We start from the raw sequence: 18,497 nt of genomic DNA on the forward strand, positions 1-18,497 counted from the left end.
ATCGGCTGCCATCGTCGGCGATGGGCGGGGCATGCCATGCGGCTATATGGCCAGAGGCCGATCAGCGCCGGCCGCCTGCCCCGGCATCCGCCTTGGGAAATGCGAATGCGGCGAACGCGAAGCGGATGCCGCGCGCCAGCGCGGCGGCCACGGTGCCGACATGGGTTTCGCCCTCGAAAAGCGCGAAATCGGTGACGAAGCCCGATCCGGACGGCAGCTTTGCCAGGCGGCCGGCCATTTCGCGGGCATTCTCAACGGTCCGTGCCTCGCGAACATATTGGGCATAGCCGGCACGGTCGGCCTCGCCCGGCAACGGCAGGTCGAGCACCGTCTCCTCCAGTCCGCCGACGGTGATCAACAGCCTGGGGCCCTTGCCGCCCGCCGCCACGCGGCGCGCGAAATCCTTCTCGCGCGCCAGCAGATCGCCGCCGCCCCAATAGATTGACGGGCTCGCCGCGACGATCGTGCGGAAGCTTTCGGGATGGGTGAAGGCGGTGTCGAGCGCGAAACGGCCGGCCAGCGAATGACCGAACAATGCGGTGTCCGCCGCGTCGATCCGATAACGGCGCGCCAGTTCGGGTTCGAGTTCGCGCTTCAGGAACTGCAGGAAACGCGCCGCACCGCCGACAGGGGCGCCGCCCATCTGGCGGGCGACCAGCGCCTCCGCGCCCTGGGGGGCGTCGGGCGTCAGATCCATCACCCGCTGCAACCGGCGCCGCTCGCGCGTGGCGGCGGGATCGTCGCCCAGCGGATAGCCAATGGCGACGACCAGCACACCACGCGTTTCCATGCCCAGTTCCTGGATGCGCGCCATATCGGTCGCCGTGCCGAAACATCCGTTGCCGTCGAGCACATACAGGACCGGCACGCCCGCCGCCGGCATGCCCGAAACCGGTTCCGCGACCGAGATCCTGTAAGTCGCCCCCGTCGCTTCGGAGCGCATGTCCCATTCGGCGGACGCCGGCACGACCGCGCCGGCCTGCCCCGCCGGCGGCGCGGCCGCGATCGCCGGACCACCGAGCGCGCACAACTGCGCCGCCGTCAAAGCTAATGCAATTCCGAATTTTGCCTTTGCCACCACCCCGAAAACTCCTCTTCACTGGCCGATTTACGAATTTAAGCTAATTCATATAGCTTAATGCCCGGCAAGCCGATTCGATGCGGCCCGCATGAGCGCAAGACAATCGGGATCATCCGAACCCTGTGCCGATTCCCGCGCCGGCCATCAGCGCGCGCGCATCGGCATTTTCGAAGCCAAGGGTTTTGCCGCGCTCGATTGTCGTCGGAGCAGGAGGCACATGGTCGAGCGCAGCGAAGTCAAATCATGGTTCTGCCGGGAAGTGCTGCCGCTTGAGCATGTGCTGACGGCGTTCCTGCGCCGGAACTGGCGGACGGGCGAGGATATCCCGGACTTCCGGCAAGAGGTCTATGCCAGGGTCTTCGCGGCCGGATGCCAGGAACTGCCGCGCAATGCCCGGGCCTTCGTCTTCACCACGGCGCGGAACCTGCTGATCAACCATGCGCGCCGCGCGGCGATCGTCTCCTTCGAACTCGTCGCGGATCTGGAGGAGGTTCCCGCCCCCGCGGAGGAACTGACGCCTGAACGCCATGCCGTCGCGCGCGACGAACTGCGGCACGTGCGCGCCGCCGTCGCCCGGCTGCCGGCGCGCTGCCAGGAGATTGTGATGTTGCGCAAAGTCGAGGGCATGTCGCACCGCGACATCGCCGCGCATACCGGCCTCAGCCTGAAGACGGTGGAAGCGCATCTGACGCGCGGCATGCGGGGCCTGGCGGACATGATGCGCGAGGGAAGCGAACCCGCCGATCCGGGCACGGTTCATGGCGCCGGGGCACGGAGCCGGGGCGCATGAGGACGGCCGCAATCATCGAACAGGAAGCCGCCATCTGGCTGGCCCGCCAGGATGGCGGCGACTGGAACGCGGCCGACGCCGCCGCGTTCGCACACTGGCTGGACCAGTGCATCGAGCATGAGGTCTCCTTCTACCGGCTGGAAAGCGCCTGGCGCGCGGCCGATCGGCTGGCGGCGCTCAGGGTGCCCGCGCGCGGAACCGGGCGCGCGGCGCGCCCGCGCATCTGGTGGCCGATGGCGGTCGCGGCATCGCTGCTTCTGCTCTGCGTGTCGGCGGTGCTCATCCATCGATCACCGCCGGTCGCGACGCCCGAACGGTTCGCGACGGCGCGCGGCGGGCATTCGGCGGTGCCGCTGGCCGATGGATCGCGTATCGAACTCAATACCGACACCGTGATCCGCACCGAGATCGCGAACGACCGCCGCCGCGTCTGGCTCGAACGCGGCGAGGCCTTTTTCGATGTCGCGCACGATCCGGCCAGGCCCTTCGAAGTGCTGGCGGGCTCGCATCGCGTGATCGTCGTCGGCACAAAATTCTCGGTGCGGCGCGATGGCGCGGATATGCGCGTCAGCGTGCTCGAGGGGCGCGTTCGCGTCGAACCCGTCCAGCCGGCCAGCCTGGGCACGGCCCCGCTCAGATTGCTCGGCCCCGGCGATCAGGCGATGGCATCGGGCACGAACGCACTGATCCTGCCCACCTCGCAGGATCGCATCGCGGCGGCACTGAGCTGGCGGACCGGCGCCCTGCTGTTCGACCGGACGGCGCTGGCGGACGCGGCGGCGGAGTTCAATCGCTATAATCGCCGGCAGTTGCGGATCGGATCGGGCGCGCTGGACCGGATGACGATCAGTGGCCGGTTCGACGCCGACAATGTCGACGCCTTCGCGCGCCTGCTGGGCAAGGCCTATGGCCTGAAGATCCGCGAAACCGCCGACACGCTGGAAATCAGCGAATGAGGACCAAGGGTAATTCGCCCCTCGCCTGTCCAACCTTGCAGGGCCGCCCTGGAGCCGCCCGCACAAAGGGGGGAAGACCGATGAGTTCCAGCCATGTATTTCGCAACATCCTGGCGGCCGGCGTCGCCGTCATCGCGGTATCGACGGCAGCGCACGCGCAGGACCGTGCATTTTCGGTTCCGGCCGGCGATCTCAAGACCGCGCTCGACAGTTTCAGCCGCCAGGCCGGCATCCAGATCATCTACAAGCCCGACGAGGTAAGCGGCGCCCGGACGAAGGGCATTCGCGGCGTCGCCCCGGTGGACGCCGCGCTCGCGCGGATCCTGGCGGGCAGCGGCTTCGTCGCCGAACGCGATTCCTCCGGCGCGATCGCGATCATGCGCGCGCACGAGACACAGGCGACGGGCGCGGCCGCCGACGACGAGCAGGATGCCGCGATCGTCGTGACCGCGTCGCGCGTCGAACGCGCGGGCTTCGCCCAGCCGACGCCGACCACGGTTCTGGGCAAGAGCGAGATCCGCCAGGCCGCGCGCGCCAATCTCCAGCAGGTGCTGAACGATCAGCCGCAATTCCGCCCCACGATCAATCCGGCCGTCACCGTCGGCGGCACGCTGACCGGCGTGGCCCCCGTCGACCTGCGCGGGCTTGGCAATGTCAGGACGCTGGCCTTGCTCAACGGCCGCCGGTTCGCGGGCGAGAACAACCTGAATTTCGTGCCCACCGGCCTGGTCGAACGCGTCGAGGTGGTGACGGGGGGCGCCTCCGCCGCCTGGGGGTCGGGCGCGGTCGCGGGCGTGGTCAACATCATCCTGAACGACGATCTCGACGGGTTTTCCGCCGGCGCATCCAGCGGCATCTCGTCGCGCGGCGACGCAGCCCGTCTCGGTTTCGACGCGAGCTTCGGCACGCGCTTTGCCGGCGGGGCCGGCCATTTCATGATCGGCGCCGAATATGTCGACGACAACGGCATAGCGGACCGCAATTCGAGGCCCAATCTCGGCAGTTCGGGCATCGTGCGCGTTTCGCCGGGCAGCCTGACCGACCTGCGCACGCAACTGGCGCGCGACGTCAATGCCTATCAAAGCCATGGCGGCGTCATCGCCAGCGGCGTGCTGGCGGGGCAGATGTTCAACAATGACGGAAGCCTGCGCCCGTTCGACGGCCCCAATGCGCAGGGCATCGGCGGCCGCGACGCCGTCGGCCTGTATGACGATCTTTACGCCGCCTCCCCCTTCGAACGCTTCAACAGCTATGCACGGGCGAGCTACGAGATCGGAAACGCCAAACTCTGGGCCGATATCGCCTATGGACGGGCGACATCCAGCTATGTGTTCTTTCCCGATTTCCTGATCGCGCCGCTGACGATCCAGGCAAGCAACCCGTTCCTGTCCGCCGGCATCCGCAACCAGCTCGCCGCCGCCGGCCAGACCAGCTTCACCCTGTCGCGCGTGTTCATGGACGTGTTCCCGATGCGCTTCGGCTCGGTCCGCGAGAACAAGGAAGGCGCGATCGGGATCGAGGGCCGCTTCGGCAAGGGCTGGAAATACAGCGCGCATTACAGCCATGGCGAAGTGGACACGCGCTCCCGGTTCGAGAATTCAAGGATCGCCGCCAATTTCGCCAGGGCGATCAACGCGGTTTCGAGCAACGGCCAGATCGTCTGCGCGGTGAATGCCGATGCGATCGCGAGCAACGACGATCCCGCCTGCCGCCCGATCAATCCGTTCGGGGAGGGCAACAATACGCCCGAAGCGCTCGCCTATGTGCGCGGCACGCAGGTTTCGAACGTCGTGACGAAGCTGGATTCTGCGGGGTTCGAGATCCAGGGCGATCCCTTTTCGCTCTGGGCCGGCCCGGTCACTGTCGTCGTCGGCGCGGAAGCCCGGTGGGAGGAACAGACCGGATCGCGCGGGGCGCTCGACGCCGCCGGCGCCTTCGGCCTGTCCGGCTTCGGCGCGCCCGTTTCGGGCGGGTTCAGCGTGAAGGAGGGCTTTGGCGAGATCGTGGTGCCGCTGATCGATGCCGAAGGCGCGGTGAAGGCCGATCTCAACGGCGCGGTCCGCTATTCGGATTACAGCACCAGCGGCGGCATCTGGTCGTGGAAGGCCGGCGCCACGGTACGGCTGTTCGACGATCTGCTGCTGCGCGCCACCCGATCGCGCGACATCCGCTCCCCCAATGTCAGCGAACTCTTCTCCAACCGCGCGATCGGCATCGGGCCGCTGGTCGATCAGGATACGGCCGGCCGCACCGGCACGCCGGGCTACAACCCCAATCCCGCGCAGGTGACGACCTATGGCGGCGGCAATCCCGATCTGGTGCCGGAGATCGGCAAGACGCTGACGCTGGGCGCATCCTATGCGCCCGCCTTCCTTCCGGGCTTCGACATCTCGGTCGATTATTACGACATCAAGGTAAAGGGCGCGATCGCAACACTTTCCGGATCGAACCTGACGCTGGCCTGCGCGCGCGGCAGCACCGCCGCCTGCGCACGCATCACCCGCGACGCCACCGGCACGGTGACGCAGGTACTCTCCAACGCGCAGAATATCGCGAGCTTCCAAACGCGCGGGCTCGATTTCGAAGCGTCCTATTCGGTCGCGATGGATCGGATCGCGGCGAGCCTGCCGGGCACGCTGCGTTTCCGCGCGCTGGCGACCTATGTCGATCGCTTCATCTTCGATACCGGCCTCACCCGCGTCGACACGGCAGGCGATGTCGGCGATGCGACCGCCAATGCCATGCCGCACTGGCGCGGCGTGCTCAGCGTGAATTACCAGAATGACCGGCTGGGGCTCGACGCGCGGCTGCGGCATATCGGCGGCGGAAAGTTCAACCACCTGCTGACCACGCTGGTCGACAACAGCATCGATGCGCGGACCTATGTCGATATCGGTGCGCAGTTCAAGGTTGCGGAGCGGTTCACGCTGTTCGGCAACGTCAGCAACCTGTTCGACGTCAAGCTGCCGATCACGACAACCAGCAGCATCTATTACGACACGGTGGGCACCATGTTCACGGCCGGCGCGCGCGTGAGTTTCTGACCTGGACGTGAGCGTTGAACCAACCTGTCATCCCCGCGAAAGCGGGGATCCAGCTATTCCGTGAAGCATCAGGAAAAGAAGAAGAAGCTGGATCCCCGCATACGCGGGGATGACATCGGAAGGGCATGATATTCCGCTTTGCGTGACGATTCCGCATGCGCGCCATCAGCCCGCCTCGTCCGGATCGACGCGCATCGCCACCCCCGGCCGCGGCGTCTCGTTCACCCTCAGCTCGAAGATATCGGGCCGCGCATAATGGCCGACGACGTCGAGGTCGTAGCGCGCACCGGCCAGTTCGGCGGTATCGATCGTCGCGGTGATCAGCGCGGTCTCCATCTCGATCGGCCCCGCGAGCACATCGCCCAGCGGGCCGACGATCATGCTGCCGCCACGGATCAGCGGGCGATCCGTCTCCCATCTGTCCGCCTGCGTGCCCAGTTCGCCGGGCGAGCCCATCACTTGGCACGCGCTGACCAGGAAGCAGCGCCCCTCATGCGCGATATGGCGCATGGTGCTGCGCCAGACGTCGCGATCGTCGACGGTGGGCGCGCACCAGATCTCGACATTCTTGGCGTACATCGCCGCGCGGAACAGCGGCATATGGTTTTCCCAGCAGATCGCGGCGCCCAGGCGGCCGGCGCGGCTTTCGACCACCGGCATGGTCGATCCGTCGCCCTTGGCCCAGATCAGCCGCTCCAGCCCCGTCGGCATCAGCTTGCGATGCTTGGCGACAAGGCCCCGGCCGGGCTCGATGAACAAGGCGGTGCAATAAAGCGTCGATCCCGCGCGCTCGATCACCCCCAGCACGATCGCGGCGCCCGTGCGATCCGACAGCCCGGCCAGCGCCGCCACTTCCGGCCCGTCGAGATCGACGGCATTGGCATGATAGCGCGCGAACGCCGCCCGCCCCTCGGGCAGGCGATAGCCCAGCCGCGTTCCGAAATCCTCGCCCTTGGGATAGCCGCCGAGCAGCGCCTCCGGCATCACCACCAGCGACGCGCCGGAAGCGGCGATCTCCGCCTCGAAGCCGAGGATCGCTTCCAGCGTCGCGGCCTTGCCACGAGGGTCCGAGCCGATCTGGAGGGCGGCGACAACGGTGCCGCTCATGCGCAGCGATCCAGCAGCGGCTCTGCCTGCCCGGTACCCGGCGGGCCGAAAGGCCGGGCGAAGGTGAAGGCGTCTTCGCTCGGACCCTGCCGACGCAGCAGTTCGAGCCGCGCCTTGCCTTCGGCCGGCGTCGGGCGATGGCCGGCGGGAACCCACCAGAGCACCATCGCGAATTCCATGCGCTCGAACCATTCCTTGCGGCGGCGCATGATCTCCAGATGCGCGGGATCGCGATAGGTGAAGGCCGCCAGCGCATCGATATCGGCCCAGGTCGACATGTTGACGATCACGTCCGGATCGTCGAACGCTTGGATATCTGTGGCGTTGCCGCCCTCGCCCACCAGCCGCCAGACGAAGCCGGGGCTCCCTTCCGCGATCGCGTTGACGCGATCGAGATTGGCGATGAAATCGGCATTGACCGGATCGGCCATCGGCACGCGGAACCGCGCGATGTTGATCTGCGCCAGATGATGGTCTCGGATCTCGGGCATGGTAGATTCCTGAAGCGTTGAATCGACCGTGACAGCAATGCACAGGCTGCACCGTCTTCACAAAGTTTTTCAGCCCGCCAGCAGCTTCGCCAGGCGCGGCGCGACGTCGCGGACGAAATAGCGCACACGCGGCGTGCGTTTCAGATCGGGGTGATAGAGCAGCCAGAGATCGGAGCCGAGCGCGTCGATCGGCCCTTCGACCGGCGCGATCGGCAGGCCGCGCGCCAGATAGGTGGGAAGCACGGCGCGGCCAAGGCCTGCGGCCGCAGCCTGCGCCGCCGCCCACAGGCTGTTGACGCGCAGCCGCAGCGCCTGCCCCGCCCGCTCCTCCAGCCAGACCGCCGCCGGCACCGCCGAAAGGCTATCATCGAAACCGATCCAGCCCTCCGCGCCGCCCGGAGCCGCGAATACGGCGAAGGTGATCGCCCCGATCCGCCGCCCGATCAGCGTTTCGGGCGGAGTGCTTGTCGGCCGCACCGCGATATCGGCCGCGCGACGCGTCATGTCCGCCATCGCATTGCCGATCGCGATGTCGATCCGCAATTCCGGATGGTTGGCGATGAAGGGCGCGATCGCCTGGCTCAGCATCGGCAGAACGGTATCGGTCGTGGTGACACAGAGCGTTCCGGTCAGCCGCCCGTCATGCCCCGCCGCCTTGCGCGCCAGTTCGTCGAGCGTCGACTGCATCGCATCCGCCGCGGCGATCAGCTCCTCGGCGAAAGGTGTCGGCAGATAGCGCCCGTCGAGCTTTTCGAACAGGCCCAGCCCCAGCCGATCCTCCAGCCGATGGAGCCGGCGATAGATTGTCGCGACATGCGTGCCGAGCGCGGCCGCGGCGCGCACCGGTCCGCCCGTCCGCGCGATCGTCGCCACCAGGCCGATATCGTCATGCTCGATCATCTTCGCATCGATGCGAAACCGATATGCACCGAAACGTCAAGTCTTTGCAGAAGTGCGACACTAGATCTCCCCCACCACCCAATGGGAGATCGCAATGCCCATCCTGCTCCATATCGAAGCCTCGCCGCGCGGCGCGCGATCGGCCTCGACCGCGCTTGCCGCCCCCTTCGCCGCTGCGTTCGCAGGCTCGGGCTGGACGGTCGATCACCTGCCCTTGTGGCGCGATCCATTGCCCGAATTCGACGGCGCGATGCTCGACGCCAAATACAAACGCCTCGCCGGGCAGCCCTTCGATCCCGAACAGGCACGCGCCTGGGCGGAGGTCGCAGCACTGGTCGATCGCCTGCGTCGCGCCGATCGCGTGCTGCTGTCGACGCCGATGTGGAATTTCGGCATTCCCTACAAGCTCAAGCACTGGATCGATCTGATCACCCAGCCCGGGCTCAGCTTCAGCTTCGATCCCGCCACCGGCTATGCACCATTGCTCGCGCCTCGCCCGGTGACGATCATCCTCGCCAGCGCCGGCGATTATCGCGAAGGCCCGAGTTGGGGCCGCCCCGATCTCGCCAGCGACTATCTGCGCGCCGCATTGGCGTTCATCGGCCTCACCGACGCAGAGATCGTGAGCGCAGGCCCGACGATCGGCGATCCACAGGCGATGACGACGGCGCGGCTGGCGGCGATGGCTCGCCTGTCCGCGATCGCGGCGGAGGGCTGAGCGATGGGCAATGCCATGGCTTGGGCGATGCTCGTCGCCTCGGGTCTTATCGACGTCGCCTGGGCCTATGCCGCGAAGCGATCGGCCGGCTTCACCCATATGGGCTGGAGCGCGATCTCGCTGCTGCTGCTCGCCGCGTTCATCATTTTGCTGACCCGGGCTTTGCAGGTCCTGCCGCTCGGCACCGCCTATCTCGTCTGGACGGGGATCGGCGCGGTCGGAACGCTCGCGCTGGGGGCGATCATGTTCGCGGAGCCGCTGGGCGGACCGCGACTGGCCCTTGCGGGCATCGTCCTGCTCGGCATAGCGGGTCTCAAGCTGGCCGATTGAGCCATTTTCGGTGCGGCCGGCCATGGCGGAACGCGTCCGTTTCCCATATTGACCACCCATGCCGATCGCCGTTTTCGGACTGATCCTGTTCGCCGCCCTGCTTCACGCGGGCTGGAACGCGATCGTCAAGCGCGGCAGCGATACGCTGCTGACGACGGTGCTGGTGACGGCATCGGCGGCACTGGTCGCGGCGGCGGCGCTGCCGCTGCTGCCCGCCCCCGCCCCGGCGAGCTGGCCGTTCATCGCGGTCTCGGCGCTGTTCCAGATCGTCTATTTCATCCTGGTCGCCGCAGCCTATCGCGTGGCGGACATGAGCCAGGCCTATCCGCTGATGCGCGGCGCCGCGCCCCTGCTCGTTGCGCTGGCGAGCGCCGCCTGGATCGGCGAGCCGCTGTCCGCATCCGCCTGGGCCGGTGTCGCGGTGCTATCAGCGGGCATTTTCGGCATGGCGGCGGACGGGCGGCGCGGCGGCGACCGGGCCGGGCTGCTGCTGGCCCTGCTCAATGCCCTGGTGATCGCGGGCTATACGGTGATCGACGGGCTGGGCGTGCGCCGCTCGGGCGCGCCCGCCGCCTATACGCTGTGGATCTTCCTGCTGACCGGCCTGCCGCTCGCCGCCTGGGCGCTGCTGGCGCGGCGACGCGCCTTTGTCGGCTATGCCGCGCGCAACTGGCATCTGGGGATGGCCGGCGGACTGGGGACGCTCGCATCCTATGGCCTGGCGCTGTGGGCGATGACGATGGCGCCGGTGGCGGTGGTCGCGGCGCTCCGGGAGACATCGATCCTGTTCGGCGTCGCGATTTCGGGCATGGTGCTGAAGGAACGTGTCAGTACGGCGCGGATCGTGGCGGTTTGCGTGATCGCGGCGGGTGCGGCCATATTGCGATCGGGTTGAAGGACGAACGATGAAGATGTGGAGATCGATCGCGGTGCTGATCGCGCCACTACTGCTCGCCGCCTGCTGGGAGGGTGAGCCCTGGTACCCCGCCACCGAAGGACAGGCCGTGATCCCGGCCGGCGACTATCGCCTGGTCGAGCCCGGCGCCCCGCCCGAAGGCGACGAGATCCTGCTCGTCGCGGGCAATGACGATGGCAGCCAGTCGGTCACCGTCGAGACGCCGTGGCGCATCGTCAGCGTGCCGTTCGGGCCGGCGGCCGAGCGCAATTACCTCGTCCAGATGCAGAAGATGGGCGGCAAGGGGCATGATCTGGGCGCATCCTTCCTGCTGATGCAGGTCCGCGATGGACGCTACCTGATCACGATCCTGCCCTGCGGCGGATCGGTGCGCGCCGCCGTCGAGCGCGCGGGCGGATTCGTGTCGAGCGATCCCAACAGCGCGCCGACCTGCAATTTCCGCGATCGGGCATTGGTCGAATCCCAGTTGAAGGCCTTTCTCGCCATGCCCGACAGGCCGGCGCCCGACATGGAACTGGTTCCGGTTTCCCGCTGACACGGCGATGCATCGACAGCATCGGATGCCGATGCCATGATCCCCGCTTCGGGGAGACGAGACATGCGTTTTTGGGGATTTGCGATCATTTCGGGGCTGATGGCGATCGCCGCGCAGGCGCAGCCGGCACCGCCCGCAACGCCCGATCCCCTGCTCACCCCCTATGTGAAGCCCGGCATACTCGCCCGCCTGCCCGACGGCCGCCGCATCCATCTGAAATGCATGGGCAGCGGATCGCCCACCGTGATCATGACCGCGGGGCTCGGCGACTGGGCGCAGACCTGGCGCAACATCCAGCCCGCGATCGTGAAGGACAGCCGCGTGCGGGCCTGCGCCTGGGATCGCGCGGGCTTCGGCTTCAGCGACGGCAGCACCATCGAACAGGGCGTCGACACCACCACGTCCGATCTGGAAGCCGCGCTCAAAAGCGCGGGGATCAAGGGGCCTTACATCCTCGTCGGCCATTCGATGGGCGGCTATGAAACATTGCTGTTCAAGGATCGCCACCCGCAAGAGGTGATCGGCATGGTGCTCGTCGATCCCAGCATCCCGCACCAGGAAGCCCGGCAGAAAAAGGCCGCCCCAGCGCTGCCCGCCTTTGCCGACGAGATCTATGCGGGCATGCGGAAGAAAGCGCGCGATTGCGCGGCGGCGGTGGCGAGCGGCAAGCTGACCCCCACCTCCCCCGATCCCGACAATTGCCTGGCCTATCCGCCCACTTACCCCAGGGCATTGTCACAGGCGCTGAAGACGCGCGACATGAGCCAGGCGCGCTGGGCGGCGACGATCTCGCTCACCGCCAATTTCTCGCGCAGCACCGAACTCGTCGCCAATCCCGCGCGCGACTATGGCGCGATGCCGCTCATCGTCCTGTCCGCCGAGAAGATGCAGCAATTGCCCCCCGGCACGCCCCAGGCCGTGTTCGACCAGATCCCGGCCTTCCAGCTCGATCTGGCGCAAGCGCATCGCGAACTCGCGGCGCTGTCGTTACGCGGTGAAAATCGCCGCGTCGCCGACAGTGCCCATTACATACAGGACGAACGCCCCGATCTGGTGATCGCCGCGATCAAGGACGTCATCGCGGCGGCACGGAAAACGGCGCGGTAGCCCGTTCAAGGCTGGTTCGCGTACGCCTTGACCAGATCGTAGAGGAATTCGCGCCCGACCATCACCGATCGGATCGCGCGTCGTTCGTTCAGGCCGTGCGATCCGTTGCCGTCAGGATCGCCCCAGCCGCCGGGCACGCCATAGGTGGGGATGCCGATCGGCGCGAGATAGGTGGCGTCGGTGGCGCCGGTCGACATGGTCGGGATCAGCGGCACGCCGGGAAAATAGCGCGCGACCAGTTTTTCGGCGGGCTCCATGATCTTGCGGTCGAGCGGCGGGGTGACGGCGATCGGGCGCAGCCGCCCGACCAGGGTGACGCTCACCTTGGGGTCGCCGATCGCCTGTTGCAGCGCGGCGCGCGTCGTGTCCTGGTCCTCGCCCGGCGCGATCCGGCAATTGATCGTCGCTTTCGCCCGCTGCGGCAGCGCGTTGGCGGCATGCCCCGCCTCCGCCATGGTCGCGACGCAGGTGGTGCGCAGCATCGAATTGAAGCCGCGATCTCTGGAGACGATCGCCTCAGCCGCCTTGTCCGCCGGATCCTGCGCAAGCCGCACCATCGCCTGGCCAAGTTCGTCGCTGCGCGCCGCCCCCGCCTTGGCGAAGAAGGCGCGTGTCGTGTCGTTGAAACGGATCGGGAATTTATAGGCGCGCACCTTCACCAGCGCATCGGCCAGTTCGTAGATCGCATTGTCGTCGACAGGGATCGAGCTGTGACCGCCGGGATTGGTCGCTTCCAGATCGAAGCTGCGATTGGATTTCTCGCCCACCTGCATCGATTGGGTGACGACCTTGCCCGTGCCGTCGGTACGGCCCCCGCCCCCTTCGTTGAGCGCGAATTCGGCCGCGATCAGATCGGGCTTGTTCTCCGCCAGCCATTGCGCGCCGTTCATCCGCGCACCCGATTCCTCGCCGCAGGTGAGCGCCATCTTGATCGTGCGCTTCGGCTTGAAGCCTTCCTTCTTGAACCGCGCCATCGCATCGACCCAGGCGGCGACCATCGCCTTCATGTCCGATGCGCCACGGCCGTAATAATAGCCATTTTCCTCGATGAACTTGTACGGATCGCGCTCCCAGTCCGCGCGCCGCGCATTGACGACGTCGAGATGGCCGAGCAGCAGCATCGGCTTCGCCGTTTTCGACGAACCCGGCAATATCGCGACCAGCCCGCCGTCGAGCGGGAACTGGTCGAGCTTGAACACGGTCAGCTGATCGTCGGTATAGCCCGCCGCCTTCAGATGCGCCGCCATCTTCTCGGCCGCCAATGTGCAGCTTCCCGTCGCGACCGACGTGTCGGTCTCGATCAGCTCCTTGTAGAGTTCGCGAAACGCGACCTGATCGGGCCGAAGCTCGGGCGACTGCGCCGATGCCCCGCCGGAGGAGAGAAGCGCGAGCGCGCTGACGGCGGCGGCGAACGGATATTTCATCGGAATTCCCCCAGGACAATCGGCCGAACCAAGGGCTATGGGGCCACCGCGCCGCTGTCAAACCGGTTGCGCGCGCCCTCTTGTCATCCCCGCGCACGCGCATTGCTGTCCGGGATTTCATTCGGAGTGCGAGACGGCAAGAATTCTCCTCCCTGCGCGCAGCGTGGGGAGGGGGACCGCGGCGCGAAGCGGCGTGGTGGAGGGGAAATGGGATGCCTCCGCCCCGCACGATGTTCGAAGCGGATTCTTTCAGGATTTCCGTCGGCTACGACAGGGAATGATCCATCGCATCTTCCCCTCCATCACCGACCTGCGGTCGGTGAGTATCGGGTCGATCGTGCCCCCGGCACGATCTTGGATTGCCGGGGGCAATCCAACCCGCCACTCCCTCCCCATCTTCGATAGGGAGGAGAGGTTCGGCTGCGACGGCAAGATCATGTCTCGACAACGCAATTCCAGGCACTTTCGTCCAGTTTACGGAGCGCTCGCGGAACTTCGGCAAACAAATCCCGGACACCAATGCGCGCACGCGGGGATGACAGGTTGGAGAAATCCCCGTCACCCCTCGTAAACCGTCCGCCCCCCCGTCACCGTCCGCAGCACCTTGATGCCGATGATCTTCTCCGGATCAACCTTCTGAGGATCCTCCGCCAGCATCACGAAATCGGCGAGCTTGCCCGGCGTGATCGATCCCTTGATCGCTTCCTCATGATTGGCGAACGCGCCGTTCCAGGTGCTGATCCGGATCGCCTCCGCCACGCTCACGCGCTGCTTCGCGCCCCAGGTCTCGCCGTTCCAGCCCTTGCGCGTCACCATGCCCTGGATGCCCATCAAGGGCGCGAACGGGCCGGGGAAATAATCGGAGCCCGCCGCCGCCGGGATGCCGGCATCCAGGAAGGATCGGAACGCCATGCAGTGATCCATGATCTCCGCGCCGTAGAATCCGAACTTGTCGGTGTTGTAATAGGCATAGCTGGTGAAGGGCGCCGGGATCGCGCCGAGCGCCTTGATGCGACGGATCAGATCGTCGTTGACCATCGTGCAATGCGTGATCTTGGGCCGGCTGTCCGCCACCGGCATCGCGCCGAGCGCGCGTTCATAGGCAGTGAGCGTCGCGGCGATCGCGCGATCACCATTGGCATGGCAGTTGAGCCTGATGCCCGCGCGGTGGACGCGCTCCACCCAAGCGTTCAGCGCATCCTGGGTTTCCACCAGGATTCCGTAATTGGGCGGGTTCGATCCGACATAGGGCTTGGACATCGCCATCGTCCGTTCGGAGAAGGATCCGTCCACCGCATGTTCGGCGGTCGCGCCCAGCCGGATCCAGTCGTCGCCGAACCCGCTCTTGATGCCGTTCTTGATCATCCCCTCCAGCAGGTCGCCCGACACTTCGAAGCTGACGCGGTGGCGCAGCTCTCCTGCGGCGCGCACGGCCTGGAGCGCGACGAGATCGTCATATTGCGCAGTGCTCGATTGCACGCTGGTGACGCCGTAGCGGACAAGCTGTTTCGAGAAATGCGCGGCAGCGGCGCGGGCGCGCTCCTCCTTCTGCGCGGGGGTGAATTCAGGCTCCTTGCCCACCGTGTAGAAGATCCGGTTGGCTCGTTCGGCGGCACGGCCGGTCAATTCCCCCCTGGCGTCGCGGAAATATTCGCCGCCCGGCGGATTGGGCGTGTCGCGCGTGATCCCGGCCAGCTCGAACGCCTTGCTGTTGTACCAGCAGGTATGGCCGCCGCGATGGCGCACGCGGATCGGATGCTCGGTCGAGACCGAGTCGAGATCCTGGCGGGTGAGCGGGCGCCCGTCCTTCACCTTGGTATCGTCGTAAAAGGCGCCGTCGATCCACACGCCCGGCGGCGTCTCCTTCGCGCGCTGGCGCAGCCGGTCGAGGATCGTCGCGATCGTCATGAACTCGACCTCGAAGGGATTGCCGACAACGACGTCGTACAGCGCGGCATCGCCGCTGGCATGGATATGCGCATCGATGAAACCGGGCACCACCGTCGCGCCGCCCGCATCGATCCGCTGCGTTCCCGGGCCGGCATAGCCCTTGATCTCGTCATTGCCGCCCACCGCGACGAAGCGGCCGTTCTTCACCGCGAAGGCCTGCGCGCCCGGCTGATCGGGATCGACCGTCCAGACATTGGCGTTGAAGACGATCAGATCCGGCGCCGCCGATCCCCGCGCCCAGCCGCTGCCCGACAGCCCCAGCATCCCCATGCCGAAACCCGCCCTCGCGATGAAATCGCGCCGGCTGTGGATCAATTCGCCCATTGCTGCCCCTCCGCTTGCGGCCGCGCGCGCCTCGCCAGGCCGTTCCGCGGAGGTGATATCATGGTTGCGCGCGCTGTCACGCGCTCGCGCGCATTCGCGAAAGCTCAGTCGCTGATGCCGTCGCGCCCGGCGATCACCATCAGCGTGGCGGTGAGATAGGCGACCAGCCGCTCCCTGCCCTCGCTTTCGGCAAGGATATCGGTCTGCGCGAAGATCAGCGTCCTGCCCGCCTTCACCACCCGCCCTCTGGCGCGGATCAGTTCACCCGTCGCCGGCGCGAGCAGATTGATCTTGAATTCGGTCGTGAGCACGCCGCTGTCCGCCGGCATCACGCTGAGCGCCGCATAGCCCGCCGCGGTATCGGCGATCGCACTCAGCGCGCCGGCATGGACGAAGCCGTGCTGCTGCGAAACCGCCGCCCGCGGCCGCAGCACGATCTCGACCGCGCCCGGCGACACATCGCCGAGTTCCGCCCCCAATGTGGCCATCAGCCCTTGTTTGGCGAAGCTTGCGGCGATGCGGTGTCCCGGGTCGGGAAGGTCGTCCGTGTGGCGCGTCGTCATCGCTCAGCGGTGGCAGGAAGCACGTGCCGCCGCAATGGCGATGACGCCCGATCGATCAGACAGCGTCGATCAGGCGGGGCCGATCGCCCGCGCCTTCAGAACCGGAACCCCATCGTCGCCATCACGTTGCGCGGCGCCGCCATGAAACAGTCGCCGCGCGCCAGGCACGACGCGAAATAGCGCTTGTCGAGCAGGTTGGTCGCGTTGATGGCGAAGCGCCATTTGTCCCATGTGATCTCCGCCAGGGCATCGACGGTGGTGCGCGACGGGGTGACGACGGTGTAGAGCGTGCCGGCGGGAATCAGGGGATTCAGGCCATAGGGGTCGAGCGGGCCGGTCGACTTGCTCTTGCCGCTATAGACGACGCCCGCGCCCAGCCGCAGCCGCGCGCCATCGGCGACGCCGAAGCTCTTCGTCGACCAGATCGATGCGGTGTGGCGCGGCATATAGTCCAGGCTGGTGTTCGTTTCCGAGCGCAGCTTGCTGTAGCCGTAATTGACCAGCAGTTCGAAATCGCCGGGCAGGCTGTGGCTCGCCTCGATCTCGATGCCCTTGGTCTTCAGTTCGCCGGACTGGGTGGTGGCGCCGTTGGCGAGATAGAGGACGCGGTTGCGCTCCTTGATATGGAACGCCGTCACCGTCACCAGCGTGTTGCGCCCCGGCTGCCACTTCACGCCGCCTTCGAACTGGGTGCCGGTCTGCGGCACGAAGGGGTCGCCGATGCTGCCATCCGGATTGGTGAGCGATCCGGCGATCGGCAGGAAGCTTTCGGTATAGCTGAAAAAGGGCGACAGGCCGGCCCCGATCTCGCCGATGATGCCCGCGCGGAAGGTGGTGGCATTGTCGGTGTTGCCCGACGAACCCGTCACATGGTCGCGCCGTGCCCCCAGGACGACCGAGACGCGATCGTAGAAGCGGATCTGGTCCTGCACATAGATGCCGAGCTGCTTCTGCGATTCGTGGAAGAACGGCCCGCTGGGCTCATAGGTCAGCAGCGCGTCGTAATCGATGTCATAGAGGTCGACGGTTTCCGGCGTCGTCACGGCGTAGCGCTTGCCCACCTTGTTCCAGCTGTAATCGACGCCGATCAGCAGCTTGTGCTCGATATTGGCGCCGGTGTTGAACTTGATCTCCAGATTATTGTCGGTGGAGAACACGTTCATCCGCGCGTCGCTCGCGTCGGCGGTCATGCCGATGGTCCGGCCGTCGGTGCCGTAAACCGAATAGGGATTGGTGGGATAGCTGTAGCTATCGGCATAATGCGTGAAATATTGGAGGTCGCTGTCGATATAGCGGGCCTTGAGGCTGAGGCGCACCGCGTCCGAGAATCGGTGGGTGATGGATCCGCCGCCCTGCAGCGAACGGCCATTATAGCGATCCCAGCCCGCCTTGCCGACAAAGGTGTAGCGATCGAGCCGGCCGCCGGGATTGCCGGGGTTCGGGCGGAAGGTGCCGACAATCGGCAGGAACTGCGAGGTCGATCCGGTGTCGTCCTCCTGATACAGGCCGGTCAGCACGATATCGGTGGCGGGCGTCGGCTGCCAGCGGATCGAGGGCGCGAACATCACGCGATCGTCGGGCACATGATCGACATAGGTGTCGGCGTCGCGGACGCGGCCGACCGCGCGGATCGCCAGCGTGTCCGACAGCGCGATGTTGATGTCGCCCAGCGCTTCCTTGCGGTCATAGCTGCCATAGACGAGGTTCAGTTCGCCGCCGGTGCGGAATTCCGGGGTCTTGGAAACAAGATTGACGAGCCCGCCGATCGAGCCCTGGCCGAACAGCACCGAAGCCGGGCCGCGCACGATCTCCACGCGCGAGAAATTATAGGGATCGGAGGTGATGCTGGCATAATAGGAGAAGATGTCGCGCATGCCGTCGCGGAACTGGAGCGCATCGAGCCCGCGGACGTTGAAGCCGTCGACGCGCGTGTCGCGGCCATAGGGATTGGCGAGCACGCCGGCGGCATATTTCACCGTATCGCTGATGCTGATCGCACCCTGCGAGATGAACTGTTCCGAGGTGACGATGGTGATGGGCTGGGGCAGCTCGACCAGCGGGGTTTCGGTCTTCGTGCCGGCAATGGCGCCGGTGACGACGATATCGTCCTGGTCTTCCCCGGCGGGCGTGGTGTCGTCCGCCCAAGCGGCCTGGCTGACCAGCGCGCCCGCCAGCCCCGCCATAAGGATCATTCTCGCCATGTCGCGCCCTTTTTTATTCACTGAGTCCGGAATCCGGCTCGCCCTATATTATTGCGAAGA

At 66.6% G+C, this 18,497-nt stretch carries 16 protein-coding genes; 8 read left to right on the plus strand and 8 right to left on the minus strand.

Translation table 11 applies throughout. The features are described 5' to 3' along the window. Positions 1-61 precede the first annotated feature (61 nt). Entirely contained in the window at positions 62-1,045 is a 984-nt protein-coding gene (locus tag K7G82_RS23380) for an alpha/beta hydrolase (protein ID WP_222992363.1), read from the minus strand. A gap of 253 nt (positions 1,046-1,298) precedes the next feature. On the opposite strand from K7G82_RS23380, the gene K7G82_RS23385 reads away from it, so the two are divergent. From K7G82_RS23385 to K7G82_RS23395, 3 genes are all read left to right on the plus strand, one after another. Continuing rightward, entirely contained in the window at positions 1,299-1,871 is a 573-nt protein-coding gene (locus K7G82_RS23385; protein WP_222992364.1) for an RNA polymerase sigma factor, read from the plus strand. Continuing rightward, positions 1,868-2,827, plus strand: coding sequence for a FecR family protein (locus K7G82_RS23390; RefSeq protein WP_222992365.1), 960 nt, complete (start codon positions 1,868-1,870; stop codon positions 2,825-2,827). The genes K7G82_RS23385 and K7G82_RS23390 overlap by 4 nt, the downstream gene beginning before the upstream one ends. 80 nt (positions 2,828-2,907) lie before the next feature. Next, positions 2,908-5,871: a TonB-dependent receptor gene (locus tag K7G82_RS23395; protein WP_222992366.1), complete on the plus strand. Its 2,964-nt coding sequence runs from the start codon at positions 2,908-2,910 to the stop codon at positions 5,869-5,871. Positions 5,872-6,036: 165 nt separating this feature from the next. Here the strand turns inward: K7G82_RS23395 and K7G82_RS23400 are convergent, their stop codons facing one another. The 3 genes from K7G82_RS23400 to K7G82_RS23410 form a co-directional block, all read right to left on the minus strand. Further along, on the minus strand, positions 6,037-6,978 hold the full coding sequence (locus tag K7G82_RS23400; RefSeq protein WP_222992367.1) for a carbon-nitrogen hydrolase family protein: 942 nt from the start codon (positions 6,976-6,978) through the stop codon (positions 6,037-6,039). Next, positions 6,975-7,469 carry a DUF3291 domain-containing protein gene (locus K7G82_RS23405; RefSeq protein WP_222992368.1) on the minus strand — a complete coding sequence of 165 codons (495 nt, stop codon included), beginning with the start codon at positions 7,467-7,469 and terminating at the stop codon, positions 6,975-6,977. The genes K7G82_RS23400 and K7G82_RS23405 overlap by 4 nt, the downstream gene beginning before the upstream one ends. Positions 7,470-7,538: 69 nt before the next feature. Next, positions 7,539-8,369 (minus strand): LysR family transcriptional regulator, encoded by an 831-nt coding sequence (locus K7G82_RS23410; RefSeq protein WP_222992369.1) that lies wholly within the window; start codon positions 8,367-8,369, stop codon positions 7,539-7,541. A 94-nt stretch (positions 8,370-8,463) separates the two neighbouring features. Between K7G82_RS23410 and K7G82_RS23415 the strand changes: the two genes are divergently transcribed. The 5 genes from K7G82_RS23415 to K7G82_RS23435 all read left to right on the plus strand — a co-directional run bounded on the left by K7G82_RS23415 (position 8,464) and on the right by K7G82_RS23435 (position 11,975). After that, positions 8,464-9,087 (plus strand): FMN-dependent NADH-azoreductase, encoded by a 624-nt coding sequence (locus tag K7G82_RS23415; RefSeq protein ID WP_222992370.1) that lies wholly within the window; start codon positions 8,464-8,466, stop codon positions 9,085-9,087. A 15-nt stretch (positions 9,088-9,102) separates the two neighbouring features. Next, a complete protein-coding gene (locus K7G82_RS23420) occupies positions 9,103-9,417 on the plus strand; it encodes a DMT family transporter (RefSeq protein WP_222992371.1) in 315 nt (104 codons plus the stop codon). Positions 9,418-9,475: 58 nt separating this feature from the next. Then, a complete protein-coding gene (locus K7G82_RS23425; RefSeq protein WP_222992372.1) occupies positions 9,476-10,312 on the plus strand; it encodes an EamA family transporter in 837 nt (278 codons plus the stop codon). 10 nt (positions 10,313-10,322) lie between these two features. Beyond that, positions 10,323-10,868: a hypothetical protein gene (locus K7G82_RS23430; RefSeq protein WP_222992373.1), complete on the plus strand. Its 546-nt coding sequence runs from the start codon at positions 10,323-10,325 to the stop codon at positions 10,866-10,868. Positions 10,869-10,931: 63 nt separating this feature from the next. Next, positions 10,932-11,975: an alpha/beta fold hydrolase gene (locus K7G82_RS23435; protein WP_222992374.1), complete on the plus strand. Its 1,044-nt coding sequence runs from the start codon at positions 10,932-10,934 to the stop codon at positions 11,973-11,975. A gap of 5 nt (positions 11,976-11,980) precedes the next feature. Here the strand turns inward: K7G82_RS23435 and K7G82_RS23440 are convergent, their stop codons facing one another. The 4 genes from K7G82_RS23440 to K7G82_RS23455 all read right to left on the minus strand — a co-directional run bounded on the left by K7G82_RS23440 (position 11,981) and on the right by K7G82_RS23455 (position 18,437). After that, complete coding sequence (locus K7G82_RS23440; protein ID WP_222992375.1) at positions 11,981-13,399, minus strand: M20/M25/M40 family metallo-hydrolase; 1,419 nt, start codon at positions 13,397-13,399, stop codon at positions 11,981-11,983. Positions 13,400-13,957: 558 nt separating this feature from the next. Continuing rightward, a complete protein-coding gene (locus K7G82_RS23445; RefSeq protein WP_222992376.1) occupies positions 13,958-15,673 on the minus strand; it encodes an amidohydrolase in 1,716 nt (571 codons plus the stop codon). 104 nt (positions 15,674-15,777) lie between these two features. After that, positions 15,778-16,236 carry a PaaI family thioesterase gene (locus K7G82_RS23450; RefSeq protein ID WP_222992377.1) on the minus strand — a complete coding sequence of 153 codons (459 nt, stop codon included), beginning with the start codon at positions 16,234-16,236 and terminating at the stop codon, positions 15,778-15,780. A 95-nt stretch (positions 16,237-16,331) separates the two neighbouring features. Next, entirely contained in the window at positions 16,332-18,437 is a 2,106-nt protein-coding gene (locus tag K7G82_RS23455) for a TonB-dependent siderophore receptor (RefSeq protein ID WP_222992378.1), read from the minus strand. Positions 18,438-18,497 lie beyond the last annotated feature (60 nt).

The sequence above is a fragment of the Sphingomonas colocasiae genome (assembly GCF_019880585.1).
In the GTDB taxonomy this organism is placed as follows: domain Bacteria; phylum Pseudomonadota; class Alphaproteobacteria; order Sphingomonadales; family Sphingomonadaceae; genus Sphingobium_A; species Sphingobium_A colocasiae.

Bases quoted from the DNA above. Each gene is read 5' to 3' on its own strand.
- K7G82_RS23385 (WP_222992364.1), top strand. From the start codon at position 1,299: ATGGTCGAGCGCAGCGAAGTCAAATCATGGTTCTGCCGGGAAGTGCTG.
- K7G82_RS23390 (WP_222992365.1), top strand. From the start codon at position 1,868: ATGAGGACGGCCGCAATCATCGAACAGGAAGCCGCCATCTGGCTGGCC.
- K7G82_RS23395 (WP_222992366.1), top strand. From the start codon at position 2,908: ATGAGTTCCAGCCATGTATTTCGCAACATCCTGGCGGCCGGCGTCGCC.
- K7G82_RS23400 (WP_222992367.1), bottom strand. From the start codon at position 6,978: ATGAGCGGCACCGTTGTCGCCGCCCTCCAGATCGGCTCGGACCCTCGT.
- K7G82_RS23405 (WP_222992368.1), bottom strand. From the start codon at position 7,469: ATGCCCGAGATCCGAGACCATCATCTGGCGCAGATCAACATCGCGCGG.
- K7G82_RS23410 (WP_222992369.1), bottom strand. From the start codon at position 8,369: ATGATCGAGCATGACGATATCGGCCTGGTGGCGACGATCGCGCGGACG.
- K7G82_RS23415 (WP_222992370.1), top strand. From the start codon at position 8,464: ATGCCCATCCTGCTCCATATCGAAGCCTCGCCGCGCGGCGCGCGATCG.
- K7G82_RS23420 (WP_222992371.1), top strand. From the start codon at position 9,103: ATGGCTTGGGCGATGCTCGTCGCCTCGGGTCTTATCGACGTCGCCTGG.
- K7G82_RS23425 (WP_222992372.1), top strand. From the start codon at position 9,476: ATGCCGATCGCCGTTTTCGGACTGATCCTGTTCGCCGCCCTGCTTCAC.
- K7G82_RS23430 (WP_222992373.1), top strand. From the start codon at position 10,323: ATGAAGATGTGGAGATCGATCGCGGTGCTGATCGCGCCACTACTGCTC.
- K7G82_RS23435 (WP_222992374.1), top strand. From the start codon at position 10,932: ATGCGTTTTTGGGGATTTGCGATCATTTCGGGGCTGATGGCGATCGCC.
- K7G82_RS23440 (WP_222992375.1), bottom strand. From the start codon at position 13,399: ATGAAATATCCGTTCGCCGCCGCCGTCAGCGCGCTCGCGCTTCTCTCC.
- K7G82_RS23445 (WP_222992376.1), bottom strand. From the start codon at position 15,673: ATGGGCGAATTGATCCACAGCCGGCGCGATTTCATCGCGAGGGCGGGT.
- K7G82_RS23450 (WP_222992377.1), bottom strand. From the start codon at position 16,236: ATGACGACGCGCCACACGGACGACCTTCCCGACCCGGGACACCGCATC.
- K7G82_RS23455 (WP_222992378.1), bottom strand. From the start codon at position 18,437: ATGGCGAGAATGATCCTTATGGCGGGGCTGGCGGGCGCGCTGGTCAGC.